Origin of the sequence: Streptomyces sp. NPDC012827 (genome assembly GCF_042900905.1) — a bacterium.
GTDB classification, from domain to species: Bacteria; Actinomycetota; Actinomycetes; order Streptomycetales; family Streptomycetaceae; genus Streptomyces; species Streptomyces gulbargensis.
Map to the genome: position 1 here is coordinate 170465 of NZ_JBIBBY010000008.1, position 15495 is coordinate 185959.

Here is a 15495-nt window from a genome sequence, read left to right on the forward strand (position 1 = left end):
ACCACTTCCCCCGCCTTCACCGTCGAAGGGACATCGACGATGCACCTCACCAAGAGCCGCTTCCGCCTGCGGGCCGCGGCGCTCGCCGGCGCCCTGGGCGCCGCCCTCCTCGCCGGTCCGCTGCCCGCGCAGCAGGCCGCCGCCGCGAGCACCCTCACCAACGGCGGCTTCGAGGCCGACGGCACCGGCACGGCCACCCCCTCCGGCTGGTCCACCTACTCCGCCGCCGGCCAGCACGCCGCCTCCTTCACCGAGGCGGGCGGCCGCAGCGGCGGCCACCGCCTCTCGCACTGGTCGTCATCGGCGTACAAGGTCGAGACCTACCAGTACCTCTCCGGGCTCACCGACGGCACGTACACGCTCAGCGCCTGGGTGCGTTCCGGCGGCGGCCAGAAGGCGGCCTACCTCGCGCTGCGCAACTGCGGCTCGCCGGAGCAGCGCACCGACCTGCCGGTCACGACCAGCTCGTGGATACGGATCGTGACCTCCGTCAAGGTCGTCGGCGGCGGTTGCACGATCAGCGTCAACTCCGACGCCCACGCGGGCAACTGGCTCAACGTGGACGACCTCACCTTCACCCCCGGCTCGACCGGGCTCAGCGTGAAGGGCGTGGACCTCTCGGGCCTGAAGAAGAGCGAGGACCTGGGCGGCACCTACAAGAACGCCTCCGGGACGGCCGGCGATCCCGTCGCGCTCCTCAAGGGCGCCGGCGCCACCTACGGCCGCCTGAAGGTGTGGGTGAACCCGGCCGACGGCTACAACGACAAGGCGCGCGTCCTTTCCACCGCCCGGCGCATCAAGGCGCAGGGCATGAAGCTGCTCGTCGACTTCCACTACTCGGACACCTGGGCGGACCCGGGCGCGCAGACCAAGCCCGCCGCCTGGCAGGGGCATTCGTACGACCGGCTCAGGACCGATGTGTACGACCACACGTACGACGTCCTCAACGCCCTGAAGGCGCAGGGGACCACCGCCGACATGGTGCAGATCGGCAACGAGATCAACACCGGCATGCTGTGGCCCGAGGGCTCGACCGGCGACTGGCCGCGGCTCGCCGGTCTGCTGAAGTCCGGCATCGCCGCCGCCAAGGCGGTCTCGCCGTCCACGCAGATCGCGCTCCACCTCGCGCACGGCGGCGACAACGCCCTGTACCGGAGCTGGTTCGACAACGCGGCCGCCCAGGGCGTCCCCTACGACGTGATCGCGCTGTCCTTCTACGGCTACTGGCACGGCGCTCTGTCCGCGCTCCAGGCCAATCTGGACGACGTCTCCGCCCGCTACGGCAAGAAGGTCCTGGTGGTGGAGACGGCCTACCCGTTCCGTCTGGACAGCGAGGACGCGCACGAGAACATCATCGACCGGCCCTCGGAGCTGGTGGCCGGCTATCCGGCGAGCCCGGCCGGTCAGTCGGCCTGGCTGCGGGACGTGATGAACGTGGTGGAGGCGGTGCCGAACGGCCGTGGGCTGGGTGTCGTGTACTGGGAACCGGCCTGGACGGCCGTCGCGGGCAACGGCTGGGACCCGGCCGACCCGGCCTCGGGCAACGGCTGGGAGAACCAGGCCCTGTTCGACTACGACAGCAGGCTGCTGCCGGCGGCCTCCTGGTTCGCCCACCGCTGACCCTTTCGCTGACCTTCCGCCGCGGGGGGACCGGGCCCGTTCTAGGCCGTGTCTTTTGGATCAGGCCGGATCAGGGAGCGGCGTCTGGCGCCGTGCATCGCAAGGCGGAGGAGGGAGTCCATGCGGAGCATCGGCGACCGACGTCAACGCTGGGGGCACCTCCCGTGCCCGAAGGGCCACGGGGGAGGGGCGCGGTGCCAGGCGCCGCGAGCCCGGCAAGATCCGAAAGACACGGCCTAGCGCGGGGCGCGGAAACCCAGGCGGGCCGAGAGGTCGCCGGCGCCGCGCACGGCCAGGGCGGTCAGTTCGTTCTCGCGCTCCTCGTGCCAGCGGTGGACGGGGACGGAGATGGAGAGGGCGGCGACCACCCGGCCGCCTCGGTCGCGTACCGGCGCGGCGACGCAGCTCACGTCCGGGTTGGACTCGCGCTGCTCGACGGCGACGCCGAGGACCCTGATCTCGGCGAGCGCGGCGCGCAGCGCGTCCGGGTCGGTGAGGCTGTTCGGGGTCATCGCCGTCAGCTCGCGCCCGTCGAGGCGGGCCTCGAGCTCGGCCTCGGGAAGGGTGGCGAGCAGCATCTTGCCGACCGCCGTGCAGTGGGCGGGGAGGCGGCGTCCCGCGGCGGAGACCATCCGTACGGCATGGGTGGAGTCCACCTTGGCGATGTAGATGACGTCCATGTCCTCCAGGAGGGCCACGTGCACCGTCTCACCGCAGGTCTCGGCCACCTCCTGGGCGACCTGCCGTCCCTCGGCCGCGAGGTCGAGTTCCTCGGCGTAGCGGCTGCCGAGCTGGTAGGTGCGTACGCCGAGGCGGTAGCGGCCGGGCTGGTCGGGCACGGGCATCAGGTAGTTGCGGGCGACCAGGGTGGTGACCAGTTCGTGGGTGGTGGTGCGCGGCAGCTGGAGGCGGCGGGTGATCTCCGGGGCGGAGAGCGTCCCGTCCCCGTGGAGGAACAGTTCCAGGATGTCGAACGCCCTGGTCACCGCGGGAACGAGTCGTCCCATGGCCCCCCACCTCACCCTCGCACCGTTCGGTATTCCATACTGCGATCGAAATCGCGAACAGAGACTATCCGTGCGCCGGGGTGGGGGCAACGCCCGGCGCCGGGCGGGCCGCTGCCCGCGGTCACGCCGCTTCGCCCGGCCGGCACCCCGGTCGGCCGGGCCCTCCCCCTCCCTTCCGACGTCCCAAGGAGCAACCACCGTGCGCATCACGGGAATCACCACTCATGTCGTCGGCACGCCGTGGCGCAATCTCACGTACGTCCTGGTCCATACCGACGAGGGGCTGACCGGTGTCGGGGAGACCCGCATGCTGGGGCACACCGACGCGCTGCTCGGCTATCTGCGCGAGGCGGAGGCCAACCACATCGCGGGCTCCGACCCCTTCGCGGTGGAGGACCTGGTGCGGCGCATGAAGTACGGGGACTTCGGGCGGGCCGGCGAGATCGTGATGTCCGGGATCGCCGTCGTGGAGATGGCCTGCTGGGACATCAAGGGCAAGGCGCTGGGCGTGCCCGTCTGGCAGCTGCTCGGGGGCAAGGTGACCGAGCGGGTGAAGGCGTACGCGAACGGCTGGTACACCACCGAACGGACCCCCGAGGGGTACCACGCGGCGGCGCGCGGGGTGGTGGAGCGCGGGTACCGCGCGCTGAAGATCGACCCGTTCGGGAACGGTCATCTGGAGCTGGACGCGGCGGCCTCGCGGTACGCGGTCTCCCTCGTCGAGGCGGTCCGGGACGCGGTCGGGCCGGACGTGGAACTGATGGTGGAGATGCACGGGCGCTTCTCTCCGGCGACGGCGGTACGGCTGGCGCGCGAGCTGGCGCCGTACCGGCCGGCGTGGCTGGAGGAGCCGGTGCCGCCGGAGAACCTCAAGGCGCTGGCGAAGGTGGCGGAGCGGGTGGAGATGCCGGTGGCGACCGGGGAGCGGATCCACGACCGGATCGAGTTCCGGGAGCTGTTCGAGTCGCAGGCCGCGGATGTCATCCAGCCGGACGTCGGGCACATCGGCGGCATCCTGGAGGCGCGCAAACTCGCCGCGACCGCCGAGACCCACTACGTCCTGGTCGCCCCGCACAACGTGGGCGGCGCGGTCCTCACCGCCGCCTCCCTGCAACTTGCCGCCTGCACACCCAACTTCAAGATTCTGGAGCACTTCAACGACTTCGCCGACGCGGAGATCAGGAACGTGGTCCGCGGGGCCCCCGAGGTGGACCCGGAGACCGGCTGCTTCACGATCTCCTACGCCCCGGGCCTCGGTGTCGAGTTCGATGTGGACGCGGCGGCCGAGTTCCCGCGGCAGCGGGCCCGGTTCGACCTGTGGGCCGAGGGCTGGGAGCGGAGGCGGCCGGCGTGACCGCCACGACCGGCCGGGCGGTCCTCGTCGACCGGCCGGGCTCGCACCGCCTGGTCACCTCACCCGTCCCCGTACCCGGGCCGGGCGAGGTGCGGGTACGGGTGGCGGCGGCCGGGATGTGCGGGAGCGACCGTGAGCTGTACGAGGGCCGCCGCGCCCCTGGTTACGTGCGCTATCCGGTGGTGCCCGGCCACGAGTGGGCGGGCACCGTCGAGGCGGTGGGACCCGGGGTGGACGGGGCGCTGGTGGGCCGGCCGTGCGTCGCGGAGGGCTTCCGCCCCTGCGGGACGTGCGAACGGTGCCGGGACGGGGAGACGAGCCTGTGCACGGGCGGGTACGCGGAGACCGGTTTCACCGAGCCGGGCGCCTTCGCCGACCACCTGCTGGTCCCGGCGCGGCTGTTGCACCCCCTGCCCGAGGGGGCCGACCTGCGGGCGGCCGCGCTCCTGGAGCCCGCCGCCGTGATCGCCGGGGCGGTACGGGCCGGGCGGCCCCGGCCGGGCGGACGCATCGCCGTCGTGGGCGCCGGAACCCTCGGGGCGCTCGCCGTCCAGTGGCTCGCCGCCTCCTCCCCCGCCGAGCTGACCGTGATCGATCCGAGCGCCGCCCGGCGCGCGCGGGCCCTCGGTTTCGGGGCGGACCGGGCGCTCGGCCCGGCGGAGGCCGCGGGCGCGGAGGGCCGCTTCGACCTGGTGGTGGAGACGGCGGGGGCGCCGACGACGGCCGCCTCGTCCTGCCGGCTCGCCCGCCGGGGCGGCCGGGTGGTGCTGACCGGGATGTTCACGGAGGGAGCGGCCGGCATCGATCCCGTGCACCTGTCGGTCAGTCAGCTGGAGGTGCGCAGCGTCTTCGGCGCCTCGTCGGCGGCCTGGGCGGACGCGGTCCGCGCCTTCTCCGCCGGTCTGCTCGACCCGGCCGCGCTCGTCACGCACACCTTCCCGCTGGAACGGTTCGGTGAGGCGCTCGCCCTGGTGGGGGGCGGCGATCCGGCGACAGGCAAGGTGCTTCTCGTCCCCTGACAACGTGACGGGACCCTTCCGTCGGACCAGCCGCTCCCTCCGGTCCTCACCGTGCGGGAGGGTTCGGGTCCGCCGCCGCGGCGCCCGGTCCTCCGCCGGGGGGCCGCCGGGGCGCGGGGCCCGTGACGACCGTGACCCGGCCCGCGCGCAGGTCCAGCCGGCGGCTGCCGCCGGGGTGCCGGACGGTGACGGCGGCGTCGCGGGCGGGGTGTACGACGGCCCGGTGACCGGCCGGGGACCAGCTGAGGTCGACACGGGCGCCGAACCGGGTCCGTACGCCGGTGACGCGGCCCGCCGGCCAGCGGTCGGGCACGGCGGGCAGCAGGACGAGCCGGTCCGGGCGGGACTGGACGAGCGCTTCCAGGACGAGGGCGGGCAGGGCGTGGGCGGCGTCGGCGTTGTAGACGTTCCGGGCCGGGTAGTGGGCGCTCATGAGCGAGTCGTGGAAGTAGTCGCCGGTGAGCACCCGGGCGAACGCCTCCGTGGTGCGGTGGGCGTCGCCCAGGCGGGCGGCGACGAGACCGTGGTGGAGGTGGCCGTGCGCGGAGTCGTTCTCGCTGCCGCGCAGGGCGAGGGCGCGCAGGGCGGCGCGGGCGAGGCCGGGGGTGTCCTCCGGGTCGATCTCGTCCAGCGGCCACACCGGGTAGAGATGGCTGAGGTGCCGGTGGTCGTAGCGGTCGGCGAGGCCGGGCCAGGCCCATTCGGCGAGCGCCCCGTCCTCGTTGACCCGGTAGGGGGGCAGCCGGTCGGCGAGGGCGCGCAGGCGGGCGGCGTGGGCGGGCGGGAGCCGGTCGGCGGCGGCGCGCAGGGCGTGCCGGGCTGCCGCGAGGTCCATGGTGGCGTTGACCGCGCCCCAGCTGCCGCCGCGCGGGCGGTTCTCCGGGGAGTAGGAGGGGACGACGGCCAGGTGGCCGTCAGGGCCGGTCCGGGTGAGGAAGTCCTCGTAGAAGGATGCCAGTTCGGTGAGGACCCCTGTGAGCCAGGGATCGCGCCGGCCGTCGGCCTCGTCCTGGTCGAGCAGGGGTTTGAGCAGCCAGTCCGCGCCCGCGGTCCACAGGTGGAGGGGGTAGGCGCGGCTGAAGTGGTAGGTGTGCCCGCTGACGCCGTCGGTGTGGGAGGGGGCGGCGACGCCCCGGGCGCCGAAGATGGCCCGCGCGTTGTCCCGCCAGTGATCCAACTGGCCCCGGATCAGGGCGGCCTGGGCCCGTGTCACCTCCGGCAGGTCCGCGGCGACGGCGGAGGCGGTCTGGAGGTTGAGGTTGGCGTTGGTGGTGAAGGCGCCGGACCAGGCCGTGTCCCAGTCGCCGGTCCACAGTCCGGTGAGCCGGGGCGGGAGCATGCCGGAGGAGCAGAGCAGGTGGTGACGGCCGGCGGCGAAGAGGCGTTCGAGGAGGGCGGGGCTGTGGGGGCGGCGCAGGAGCGCGGAGCCGGGCAGCGCCCGTTCGGCCGGGTCGGCGTGGAGGTCGAGGACGACGCGCCGGTAGGCGGGGCGGTGCAGGGCGGTGTGGCGGGCGAGCAGCCGGTGGTGCAGGGCGGCGGGCCCGGGTGAGGGCCGTCCCCGGGCGGCGGCGGTGAGCAGGGCGCGCAGGGCGTCGGCCTCCGTCTCCGGGTCGAGCTCCCCCGTGTGGCGGCGGACCCGGGTGAGCAGCAGCAGGTGGCCGGCGCCCTCGACGCGTACGCCCCGGGCGGTCAGGGTGGTTCGGCCGGAATCGGCGCGGAGCAGGGTGACGCCGGTGTAGCCGAGGGGGCTGCCGGGGTAGCGGACCCGCAGGGTCAGCACGGTCTCACCGGCGGAGCAGGCGGTGCCGCGAGCCACGCCGGCCGTGGCGGGGGCGCCGGGCAGCCGCTCGTCGAGGGTGATCTCGACGGCGGGCCCCGGGGCGGTGACGTGCTGGACGAGGACGTCGTCGGCGCGGGAGACGAAGACCTCCGCGCGGCGGGCGCCGGACACCGAGGTGACGAGGCCGGTGGTGAAGTCGACGGAACGCCGGACGGGGGCGGCGGGGTGGCCCGGCGGGCGCCGGACGCGGGTCTGGAAGGCGGGGTGGAAGGGTGCGACCCACCGCAGGGGGCGGCCGTCGGTGAAGTGCTCGGCGGCGGTCGTGTCCCCGGCGAGCAGGGCGTCCTGCAGGGCGGGGAGCGCGGCGGCGAGCCGGGGCGGGTCGGTGTCGCCTGGGGCGTGGTGGGGTCGTACGAGGGTGTGGTGGGTCACGATCACCCGGTCGTCCCCGGGGTCGCCGTGGACCAGGGCGCCGTGGCGTCCGTTGCCGGTGAGGTAGGCGTCCTCCCAGCGGGCGGCGGGCGCCGGCTCCCAGGTGCCGTGGACGGGGCCGCGGGTCACGGGGTGTCCTCCGGGGCGGCGGCGCCGAACCGGTCGGGGCGGACGGTCACCCCGGCGCGTTCGCCCGTGAGCGGGTCGCGGTGGGGGCCGGGCAGGGGGACGGTGACGGGGTCCCCGGGCCACTGTTCGGGGTTCCGGTCGCCGCCGTGCGGGAGCCGGGAGGGGCGGCCGGGCGGGCGGGTGAGGTCGTCGGGGCTCGGCATGGGACTCTTCCGGTAGGCAGGGGGCGGGGCGCCGGTCAGCCCTTGACGGCGCCGGTGCGCATGCCCTTCGCGACGTGCTTCCGGACGAAGGGCGGGAGGGCGGCCGGGGGCAGCGGGGTGAGGACCATGACGGCCGTCCCGACGGCGAGCCCGGACAGGGTGCCGCCCTTGACGGCCTGGCCGGGTCCGACGGGGCTCTCCCACTTCCGCACGAGCGGGAGAAGCACGCGGGGCATCATGTCCTGGTCGGCGAGGTGGACGGAGGCGTTGGACCAGGCGCACCAGCGGATCCGGCGTCATCGCCCGGACCCTCCGGGAGCCTGCGCGTCGGCGAGGCACTGACCGGCGCGCGCGGGCGGGCCGCACACAGCAAGTCGAAGCGCTTCGATATCGCTGCGAGGTTAAGGCAACGCCGCAGGCGCGACAAGAGCCGCCCCCGAGACTGTCAGGTCTGTGCGGGCTCCTGAGGGCTCTCGCGTACGTGCCGCCACGCGGCAAGTACGGCTCCCTGACGCCTTGACACCCGAGGCGCACCGACCGAGCATCGAAGCGCTTCGAAGGCGTCGGATTCTCCCGCCTCCGCAGCCCCCACCACCCCGCCGCCCAAGGGATTCGCACGTGACCGCAGACCGGCCGCCCTTCCGTGATCCGGCCCTCCCCGTCCCCCGCCGCGTCGACGACCTCCTCGGCCGGCTCACCCCCGAGGAGCGCCTCACGCTGCTCCACCAGTTCGCGCCCGCCGTCGAACGGCTCGGCGTCGCCGCCTTCCGCACCGGTCAGGAGGCTCTCCACGGCGTGGCCTGGATGGGCCCCGCGACCGTCTTCCCGCAGGCCGTCGGCCTCGGCGCGACCTGGCACCCGGAGCTGGTGCGCCGGGTCGGCGAGGCGGTCTCCCGGGAGGCGCGGGCGATGCGCGCCAAGGACGACCGGGTCGGGCTCAACGTGTGGGCGCCGACCGTCAACCTGCTGCGCAACCCCCTGTGGGGGCGGGGCGAGGAGGGCTACTCCGAGGACCCGCTGCTGACCTCCGCGATCGCCACCGCGTACACCCGGGGCCTGCGGGGCGACCACCCCGTCCACTGGCGCACCGCGCCGGTCCTCAAGCACTGGCTCGCCCACAACAACGAGGCGGCCCGGGACACCTCCTCGGCGTCCGTACGTCCGCGCGTGCTGCGCGAGTACGACCTCCGGGCCTTCCGCGGCCCGGTGGAGGCGGGCGCGGTGGCCGGTGTCATGCCCGCGTACAACCTGGTCAACGGACGGCCCAACCACCTCTCTCCCCACCTGGAGACGGAGCTGCGCAACTGGACCGACCAGGAGCTGCTGGTCTGCTCCGACGCGGGCGCGCCGTCCAACCTGGCCGACTCGCAGGGCTACTTCCCGAGCCACGAGGAGGCGGTGGCGGCCGCTCTGCGCGCCGGGGTCGACTCCTTCACGGACCACGGCACGGACTCCTCGATCGTCCTCGGCCGGCTGCGCCGCGCCATGGAGCGGGGGCTGATCGGCCAGGAGGACGTGGACCGGGCGGTACGGCGGCAGCTGACCGTCCGGTTCCAGCTGGGCGAGTTCGACCCGGAACTCGATCCGTACGCGCACGAGGACCGGTTCGACACGCCCGAGCACCGGGAGCTGGCCCGCGAGGCCGCCGAGGCCGCGATCGTCCTGCTCCGCAACGAACCCGTGGAGGCCGGAGCCCTGCCGGAGAGCGGCCGGCCGTTGCTGCCGCTGGACGGGGAGGCCGGCCGGATCGCCGTCGTCGGCCTGCTCGGCGACGCCGTCAAACTGGACTGGTACAGCGGTTCCCTGCTCCACCGCTCCTCCCCGCTGGACGGCCTGCGGGAACGGTTCGGCGCGCACCGGGTGGACTTCGCCGAGGGCGTCGACCGGATCCGGCTGCGGACCGCCTCCGGCGACCTGCTGCGGGTCCCGGAAGCGGCACCGGAGGACGGGACGCGTGGCGCGGAGGCGGCGCTCGACCCGGCCCTCGTGGCGGGCCGCACCGACCTCCCGCCGCTCACGGCCGACGCCACGGGATCCGTCCTCGACCTGGTCGACTGGGGCGACGGGGTGCTGACCCTGCGGGCGCCCGGCGGCCGGTACCTGTCGGTCGCCGGGGACGGCCTGGTGCGCGCGTCGGCGGACGAACCCGGCGGCTGGGTCGTCCAGGAGACGTTCCGGCTCCAGGCCCATGGCGGCGGGCACCTCCTTCTGCACCTCGGGACGGGCGGTTACGTCTCTGTCGCCGCCGACGGCGTGAAGGTTGCCGCCGGGCGGGAATCGGCCGAGGTGTTCACCGTCGAGACGGTCGAGCGGGGCGAGGAGGCGGTGGCCCGGGCCGCCGCGGGCGCGGACACCGTGGTCGTGGTCGCGGGCAACGACCCGCACATCGGCGGCCGGGAGACCGAGGACCGCACGACGCTGGCGCTCCCGCCGCACCAGGAGCGGCTGTGGCGGGCCGCGCACGCCGCCAACCCGCGTACCGTCCTCGTCCTGGTCTCGTCCTACCCGTACGCCGTGCCGGAGGCGGCCGCCTCCCTGCCCGCCCTGCTGTGGACGGCGCACGGCGGCCAGGCGGCGGGCACGGCGCTCGCGCGGGTCCTCGCCGGAGACGTCTCCCCCGCCGGCCGGCTGCCGCAGACCTGGTACGCCTCGGACGCGGACCTGCCGGGGATGCTCGACTACGACGTGATCGGCGGGCGGCAGACGTACCTGTACTTCGACGGCACGCCGCTGTTCCCGTTCGGGCACGGCCTGTCGTACACGGCCTTCGGGTACGAGGGGCTGACGGCGGCGGTCGACGGCGACGCGCTCCGGATCTCCTGCGCGGTCACCAACACCGGTGCGGTCGCCTCCGACGAGGTGGTCCAGGTGTACGACCGGGCGGTCGCCCCCTCCGTCCCGCGCCCGCACCGCGAACTCCTCGCCCACGAGCGGGTGCGCCTGGAACCCGGCGCCGGCGCGGAACTGTCCTTCACGGTGCCGCTGGAGTCCCTCGGCCACTGGGACGTGGCGCACGGCCGCTGGACGGTCGAGCCCGGCCCGTACGAGATCCACGCCGGCGCCTCCAGCGCGGACCTGCGCCGCACGGTCCGCGTCGAGGTGGCGGGTACGGCACCGGGGCCGCGCCCGGTCCTGACGGCGGGCCTGGAGGCGGCCGACTACGACGAGCAGTCCGGCACGGCGATCGTGGACCGCGCCAAGCACGCGGGCGACGCGGTGACCCCGCTGTCGCCCGGGGCCGGCGGCCGGCTGGTCCACCGTGCCTGCGACTTCGGCGACGGGGTGACGGAGGTGGCCCTCTCCGTCGCCGGCGAGGGCGAGGTCGTCCTGTCCCTCCCCGACGGCACCGTCCTGGCCCGCGTCCCCGTCCCCCCGACGGGCGGCCCCTACGCCTACCGCACGCTCGGCGCCCCGATCGCCCTCCAGGACGTGGTGGACCTCCACACCGAACTCCACGGCCCGCTGCGCCTCGCCCACCTCAGCTTCGCGGGCTGAGGACCGGGCCTCCCGGGCCCCGCCTCCGCGGGGCCCGGGGCATTGCGGGGACGCCGTCAGTCGCGCACGGCGAGCTCACGGGCGAAGCGGCGGACAGCCGCGCTGAAGGCAGCCGGGTCGTCGAAGTTCGCGAGATGCCGGGCCCGTGGGATCAGTTCGACGCGGGCGTCCGCGTGCGCGCGGGCGAACTCCGCCTCACCGGACCGGAAGACGGTGTCCTTCTCCCCGTTCAGGATGAGCACGGGAGCCGCCACCCGGCGCATCGCGCTCGCGTCGAAGCGGCCCAGCACCTCGCCCCAGGCAGCCGGCAGGCTGTGGAAGGCGTAACCGGCGCGGATGGTCGCCTCCACCACCTCGGGAGGGTGGAGCCGGCGCAGCAGCCGGTCGTTCCACCGGGACAGGCGGTCCGCCGGCAGACGGGGGACGAGCCCCGCGAGCCACCGGTACGGCGTCGCCCACGGGCCGCGCGTGGAAGCGCTGGCCCCGGCGAGGACCAGCCCGCGCAAGCGCTCGGGACAGCGGCGCGCGAACTCCAGCGAGACGTATCCGCCGAGCGAATGGCCCACGACCAGCGCCGGCCCGCACTCGAGCGAGTCCACCGCCGACGCGATGATCTCCGTCGCGGCGTCCAGGCTCCACGGCTGGGCGGAGCGGGCGCCGTGACCGGGCAGGTCGACAGCGGCCACCCGGAACTCGTCCCGCAGCGCGTCGAGCTGTGAGCTCCACTGTCCCGCGCTGAACCGCGTCCCGTGCACGAAGACGATGGGCGGTGTGCCCGCTGTCGCCATGAGTCCCCCTTGGTCAGTACGTCCCCGGGCCGACTCTACCGGCGGGTCGTCCCGCCCGGCCGCACGGCGGGGACGGACGCGCACGACCCGGGCGCCCCTTCGTAGAAAACGCTTGCGCGAAGCATTGACGAAACGTGAACGCCCCCATAGCTTCATGGCCGTTGCACTTCGTACGTCATATATCAGACGCGATACACGAGATCTGAGAGTGCTCCATGGCCTTCGCCCCCAGCCCCATCCCCTCGCGCACGCAGTACGTGCTCGAAGCGATCAAGCACGACATCCTCACCGGGGGCCTCAGACCCGGCCAGGCGCTCGTGGAGGCCGAACTCGCCGCGCGCTTCGGGGTGTCCAAGACCCCGGTGCGCGAGGCGCTCAAGACCCTCGCGGGCAGCGGGCTGGTGGTGATGAGCCAGTACAAGGGCGTCACCGTCCGGATGGTCGACGCCGACATGGCCCGGGCCGTGTACGACGTACGGCTGCTCCTGGAGCCGGAGGCGGTCCGCCGCGCCGTCGCCTCGGGCGCCCCGCTCGACGCCGCGCACGACGCGCTGCTGCGTGCCTCCGCGGCCCTGGACCCGGCGGAACGGTCCCTCGCCAACCGGGACTTCCACCGTGCCCTGTACCTGCCCTGCGGCAATCCGCTGCTCGGCCGCATGCTCGACGAGGTGCGCGACCAGGCCGCGCTGGTCTCCACGGTCGCCTGGGCCTCCGTCCCGTCCTGGGAGCGCGAGGCCGCCGAGCACGCGGAGATCCTGCGGCTCGCCTCCGCCGGCGATGTCGACGGGGCCGGCCGGGCCGTGCACGACCACATCGCCTCCTTCGTCGAGCGCGCCTTCCCCGAACCCTCTGTGAACTGCGAGTGACCATGGAATCCGAGACCCTGAGGGCCGCCCTCGCCGACGTCGTGGCCATCCCGGTCACCCCGTTCGCGGCGGACGGCACGGTCGACACCGGCGCCCACCGGGCGCTGCTGCGCCGGCTGCTCGACGGCGGTGTCCGCACCCTCACACCGAACGGCAACACCGGCGAGTTCTACGCGCTCACCCCCGTGGAGCGCCGCGCCCTGACCGAGGCGACCGTCGAGGAGGCGGGCGGGCGCGCCGTCGTCCTGGTCGGCGTCGGTCACGACGTGCCGGCCGCCGTCGAGGCGGCCCGGCACGCCCGCGAGACGGGCGCCCACATGGTGATGGTCCATCAGCCCGTCCACCCGTACGTCTCCGAGAGCGGCTGGGTCGCCTATCACCGGGCGATCGCCGAGGCCGTCCCGGAGCTCGGTGTCGTACCGTACGTCCGCAACCCGGCGCTCGGCGGGGCGCGGCTCGCGGAACTCGGCGCGGCCTGCCCGAACGTGATCGGCGTGAAGTACGCCGTCCCGGACGCGGCCCGGTTCGCCGGCTTCGCCCGGGACGCGGGCCTCGACCGGTTCGTGTGGGTGGCGGGCCTCGCCGAACCGTACGCGCCCTCCTACTTCGCGAGCGGCGCGACCGGTTTCACCTCCGGTCTGGTCAACGTCTCCCCCGCGCTCTCCCTGGAGATGCTCGGCGCCCTGCGGGCCGGTGACTACCCGACCGCCATGAAGGTCTGGGAGCGGATCCGCCGCTTCGAGGAACTGCGCGCCGCGAACGGCAACGCCGACAACGTGACCGTGGTCAAGGAGGCCCTCGCCTCACTCGGCCTGTGCCGCCGCGACATCCGCCCGCCCAGCCGCGAACTTCCCGAGGCGGAGCGCGCCGAGGTCGCCGCGATAGCCGCGGGGTGGCCGCTGTGACGAAGAGGCCCGAGGAACTGCGCAGCCACCAGTGGTACGGCACCGACGGACTGCGCTCGTTCAGCCACCGCGCCCGGACCCGGCAGCTCGGCTACCTGCCGGAGGAACACCTCGGCAAGCCGGTGATCGCGATCCTCAACACCTGGTCGGACATCAACCCCTGCCATGTGCACCTGCGGGACCGCGCGCAGGCCGTGAAGCGGGGGGTCTGGCAGGCCGGCGGCTTCCCGCTGGAGTTCCCGGTCTCCACCCTGTCGGAGACCTTCCAGAAGCCGACGCCCATGCTCTACCGGAACCTTCTCGCGATGGAGACGGAGGAGCTGCTGCGCTCCTACCCGGTCGACGGGGCGGTGCTGATGGGCGGCTGCGACAAGACGACCCCGGCGCTCCTGATGGGCGCGGCCTCGGTGGACCTGCCGGCCGTGTTCGTGCCGGCCGGGCCGATGCTGCCGGGCCACTGGCGCGGCGAGACCCTCGGTTCGGGCACGGACATGTGGAAGTACTGGGACGAGAAGCGGGCCGGCACCATCGGCGACTGCGAGATGGCCGAGCTGGAGAACGGGCTCGCCCGTTCCCCCGGTCACTGCATGACGATGGGCACGGCCTCCACGCTCACCGCCGCCGCCGAGACCCTCGGCGTGACGGTGCCGGGCGCCTCCTCGGTGCCGGCGGTCGACTCGGGGCACGACCGGATGGCCGCGGCCTCGGGGCTGCGGATCGTGGAGCTCGTACGGCAGGACCTGCGGCTCTCGCGGATTCTCACCCGGGAGGCGTACGAGGACGCGGTCGCCGCCGTCCTGGCGCTCGGCGGTTCCACCAACGCCGTCATCCACCTGATCGCGATGGCCGGGCGGTCGGGCGTGCGGCTGACGCTCGACGACTTCGACCGGATCGCGCGGTCCGTGCCGGTCCTGGCGAACCTGCGTCCCGGCGGGCAGTACCTGATGGAGGACTTCCACTTCGCCGGCGGCATGCCGGGCTTCCTGTCCCGGCTGACCGACGTGCTGCACCTGGACCGGCCGACCGTCTCCCACGCCACCCTGCGGGAGCAGCTCGACGGCGCGCGGGTGCACGACTCCGAGGTGATCAGGGAGCGGGACCGGCCGCTGGCCGCCGAGGGCGGGGTCGCGGTGCTGCGCGGCAACCTGTGTCCGGACGGGGCGGTCATCAAGCACATCGCGGCCGAGCCGCGCCTGCTGAAGCACACCGGTCCGGCCGTGGTCTTCGACGACTACCGCACGATGCAGCGGACGATCGACGACCCGGCGCTCGGCATCACCGCCGACCACGTCCTGGTGCTGCGCGGCGCGGGCCCCAAGGGCGGTCCGGGCATGCCGGAGTACGGGATGCTGCCGATCCCCCGGTACCTGCTGGAGCAGGGGGTGCGGGACATGGTGCGGATCTCCGACGCCCGGATGAGCGGGACGAGTTACGGCACCTGTGTGCTGCACGTGGCGCCCGAGTCCCATGTCGGCGGACCCCTCGCCCTCGTCCGTACGGGCGATACGGTCACCCTCGACGTCGCGGCCCGCTCCCTCCACCTGCACGTGACGGACGAGGAGCTGGACCGCCGGCGGGCCGCGTGGACTCCGCCGCAGGCCCGGTACGAGCGCGGCTACGGGGCGCTGTACATGGAGCAGATCTCCCAGGCCGACACCGGCTGCGACTTCGCGTTCCTGGCGAGGCCGGGGGCCACTCCCGATCCGTACGCGGGCTGACCGCCCGTCACGCCGGCCGCGACCGGTCCGGCCGCCCCACCGCGGCCCGGGACCGCAGCCGCGTCCCTCCGATCCCCTCCCCCGCCCCGGCCCGATCGTCCGGGATTTCGAACAGCGTGCGCGAAGCGCTTCACCGGCGCCCGCGCACCCCCCGCACCGCACGCCCGAGAACGGAGCCG

At 74.4% G+C, this 15495-nt stretch carries 11 protein-coding genes and 1 pseudogene; 7 read left to right on the plus strand and 5 right to left on the minus strand.

Annotation, left to right across the window (positions count from 1 at the left end; genetic code table 11):
* Window positions 1–39: 39 nt before the first annotated feature.
* Window positions 40–1620, plus strand: coding sequence for an arabinogalactan endo-beta-1,4-galactanase (locus ACFY60_RS19400; protein WP_388611973.1), 1581 nt, complete (start codon window positions 40–42; stop codon window positions 1618–1620).
* Window positions 1621–1856: 236 nt separating this feature from the next.
* On the opposite strand, the gene ACFY60_RS19405 is transcribed toward ACFY60_RS19400, so the two are convergent.
* Window positions 1857–2627: an IclR family transcriptional regulator gene (locus tag ACFY60_RS19405; protein ID WP_388611974.1), complete on the minus strand. Its 771-nt coding sequence runs from the start codon at window positions 2625–2627 to the stop codon at window positions 1857–1859.
* Between the two features lie 199 nt (window positions 2628–2826).
* On the opposite strand from ACFY60_RS19405, the gene ACFY60_RS19410 reads away from it, so the two are divergent.
* Entirely contained in the window at window positions 2827–3981 is a 1155-nt protein-coding gene (locus ACFY60_RS19410) for a mandelate racemase/muconate lactonizing enzyme family protein (RefSeq protein ID WP_388611975.1), read from the plus strand.
* Window positions 3978–5000, plus strand: a complete 1023-nt coding sequence (locus tag ACFY60_RS19415; RefSeq protein WP_388611976.1) for a zinc-binding dehydrogenase — start codon at window positions 3978–3980, stop codon at window positions 4998–5000. The genes ACFY60_RS19410 and ACFY60_RS19415 overlap by 4 nt, the downstream gene beginning before the upstream one ends.
* 46 nt (window positions 5001–5046) lie before the next feature.
* Here the strand turns inward: ACFY60_RS19415 and ACFY60_RS19420 are convergent, their stop codons facing one another.
* From ACFY60_RS19420 to ACFY60_RS19430, 3 genes and pseudogenes are all read right to left on the minus strand, one after another.
* Window positions 5047–7341 (minus strand): glycoside hydrolase N-terminal domain-containing protein, encoded by a 2295-nt coding sequence (locus ACFY60_RS19420; protein ID WP_388611977.1) that lies wholly within the window; start codon window positions 7339–7341, stop codon window positions 5047–5049.
* Complete coding sequence (locus ACFY60_RS19425; protein WP_388611978.1) at window positions 7338–7544, minus strand: hypothetical protein; 207 nt, start codon at window positions 7542–7544, stop codon at window positions 7338–7340. The genes ACFY60_RS19420 and ACFY60_RS19425 overlap by 4 nt, the downstream gene beginning before the upstream one ends.
* 35 nt (window positions 7545–7579) lie before the next feature.
* Window positions 7580–7828, minus strand: a pseudogene (locus ACFY60_RS19430) (carbohydrate ABC transporter permease); the annotation flags it as partial.
* A 334-nt stretch (window positions 7829–8162) separates the two neighbouring features.
* Here ACFY60_RS19430 and ACFY60_RS19435 point away from each other — a divergent pair.
* Entirely contained in the window at window positions 8163–11039 is a 2877-nt protein-coding gene (locus ACFY60_RS19435) for a glycoside hydrolase family 3 C-terminal domain-containing protein (protein WP_388611979.1), read from the plus strand.
* 56 nt (window positions 11040–11095) lie between these two features.
* On the opposite strand, the gene ACFY60_RS19440 is transcribed toward ACFY60_RS19435, so the two are convergent.
* Window positions 11096–11827 (minus strand): alpha/beta fold hydrolase, encoded by a 732-nt coding sequence (locus ACFY60_RS19440; RefSeq protein ID WP_388611980.1) that lies wholly within the window; start codon window positions 11825–11827, stop codon window positions 11096–11098.
* Between the two features lie 215 nt (window positions 11828–12042).
* Here ACFY60_RS19440 and ACFY60_RS19445 point away from each other — a divergent pair, with 215 nt between their 5' ends.
* From ACFY60_RS19445 to araD, 3 genes are read left to right on the plus strand one after another with little or no spacing between them, the layout of a single operon-like run.
* The gene (locus ACFY60_RS19445; RefSeq protein WP_388611981.1) at window positions 12043–12693 is read left to right on the plus strand and encodes a GntR family transcriptional regulator; all 651 of its coding nucleotides are present in this window, start codon (window positions 12043–12045) and stop codon (window positions 12691–12693) included.
* Between the two features lie 2 nt (window positions 12694–12695).
* The gene (locus ACFY60_RS19450) at window positions 12696–13598 is read left to right on the plus strand and encodes a dihydrodipicolinate synthase family protein (RefSeq protein ID WP_388611982.1); all 903 of its coding nucleotides are present in this window, start codon (window positions 12696–12698) and stop codon (window positions 13596–13598) included.
* On the plus strand, window positions 13595–15316 hold the full coding sequence (gene araD / locus ACFY60_RS19455; protein ID WP_388611983.1) for an L-arabinonate dehydratase: 1722 nt from the start codon (window positions 13595–13597) through the stop codon (window positions 15314–15316). Before ACFY60_RS19450 ends, araD begins: the two co-directional genes overlap by 4 nt.
* Window positions 15317–15495 lie beyond the last annotated feature (179 nt).

Coding starts and splice junctions, on each gene's coding strand:
- ACFY60_RS19405 (WP_388611974.1), bottom strand. CDS start 2,627: ATGGGACGACTCGTTCCCGCGGTGACCAGGGCGTTCGACATCCTGGAA.
- ACFY60_RS19440 (WP_388611980.1), bottom strand. CDS start 11,827: ATGGCGACAGCGGGCACACCGCCCATCGTCTTCGTGCACGGGACGCGG.
- ACFY60_RS19400 (WP_388611973.1), top strand. CDS start 40: ATGCACCTCACCAAGAGCCGCTTCCGCCTGCGGGCCGCGGCGCTCGCC.
- ACFY60_RS19450 (WP_388611982.1), top strand. CDS start 12,696: ATGGAATCCGAGACCCTGAGGGCCGCCCTCGCCGACGTCGTGGCCATC.
- ACFY60_RS19445 (WP_388611981.1), top strand. CDS start 12,043: ATGGCCTTCGCCCCCAGCCCCATCCCCTCGCGCACGCAGTACGTGCTC.
- ACFY60_RS19425 (WP_388611978.1), bottom strand. CDS start 7,544: ATGCCGAGCCCCGACGACCTCACCCGCCCGCCCGGCCGCCCCTCCCGG.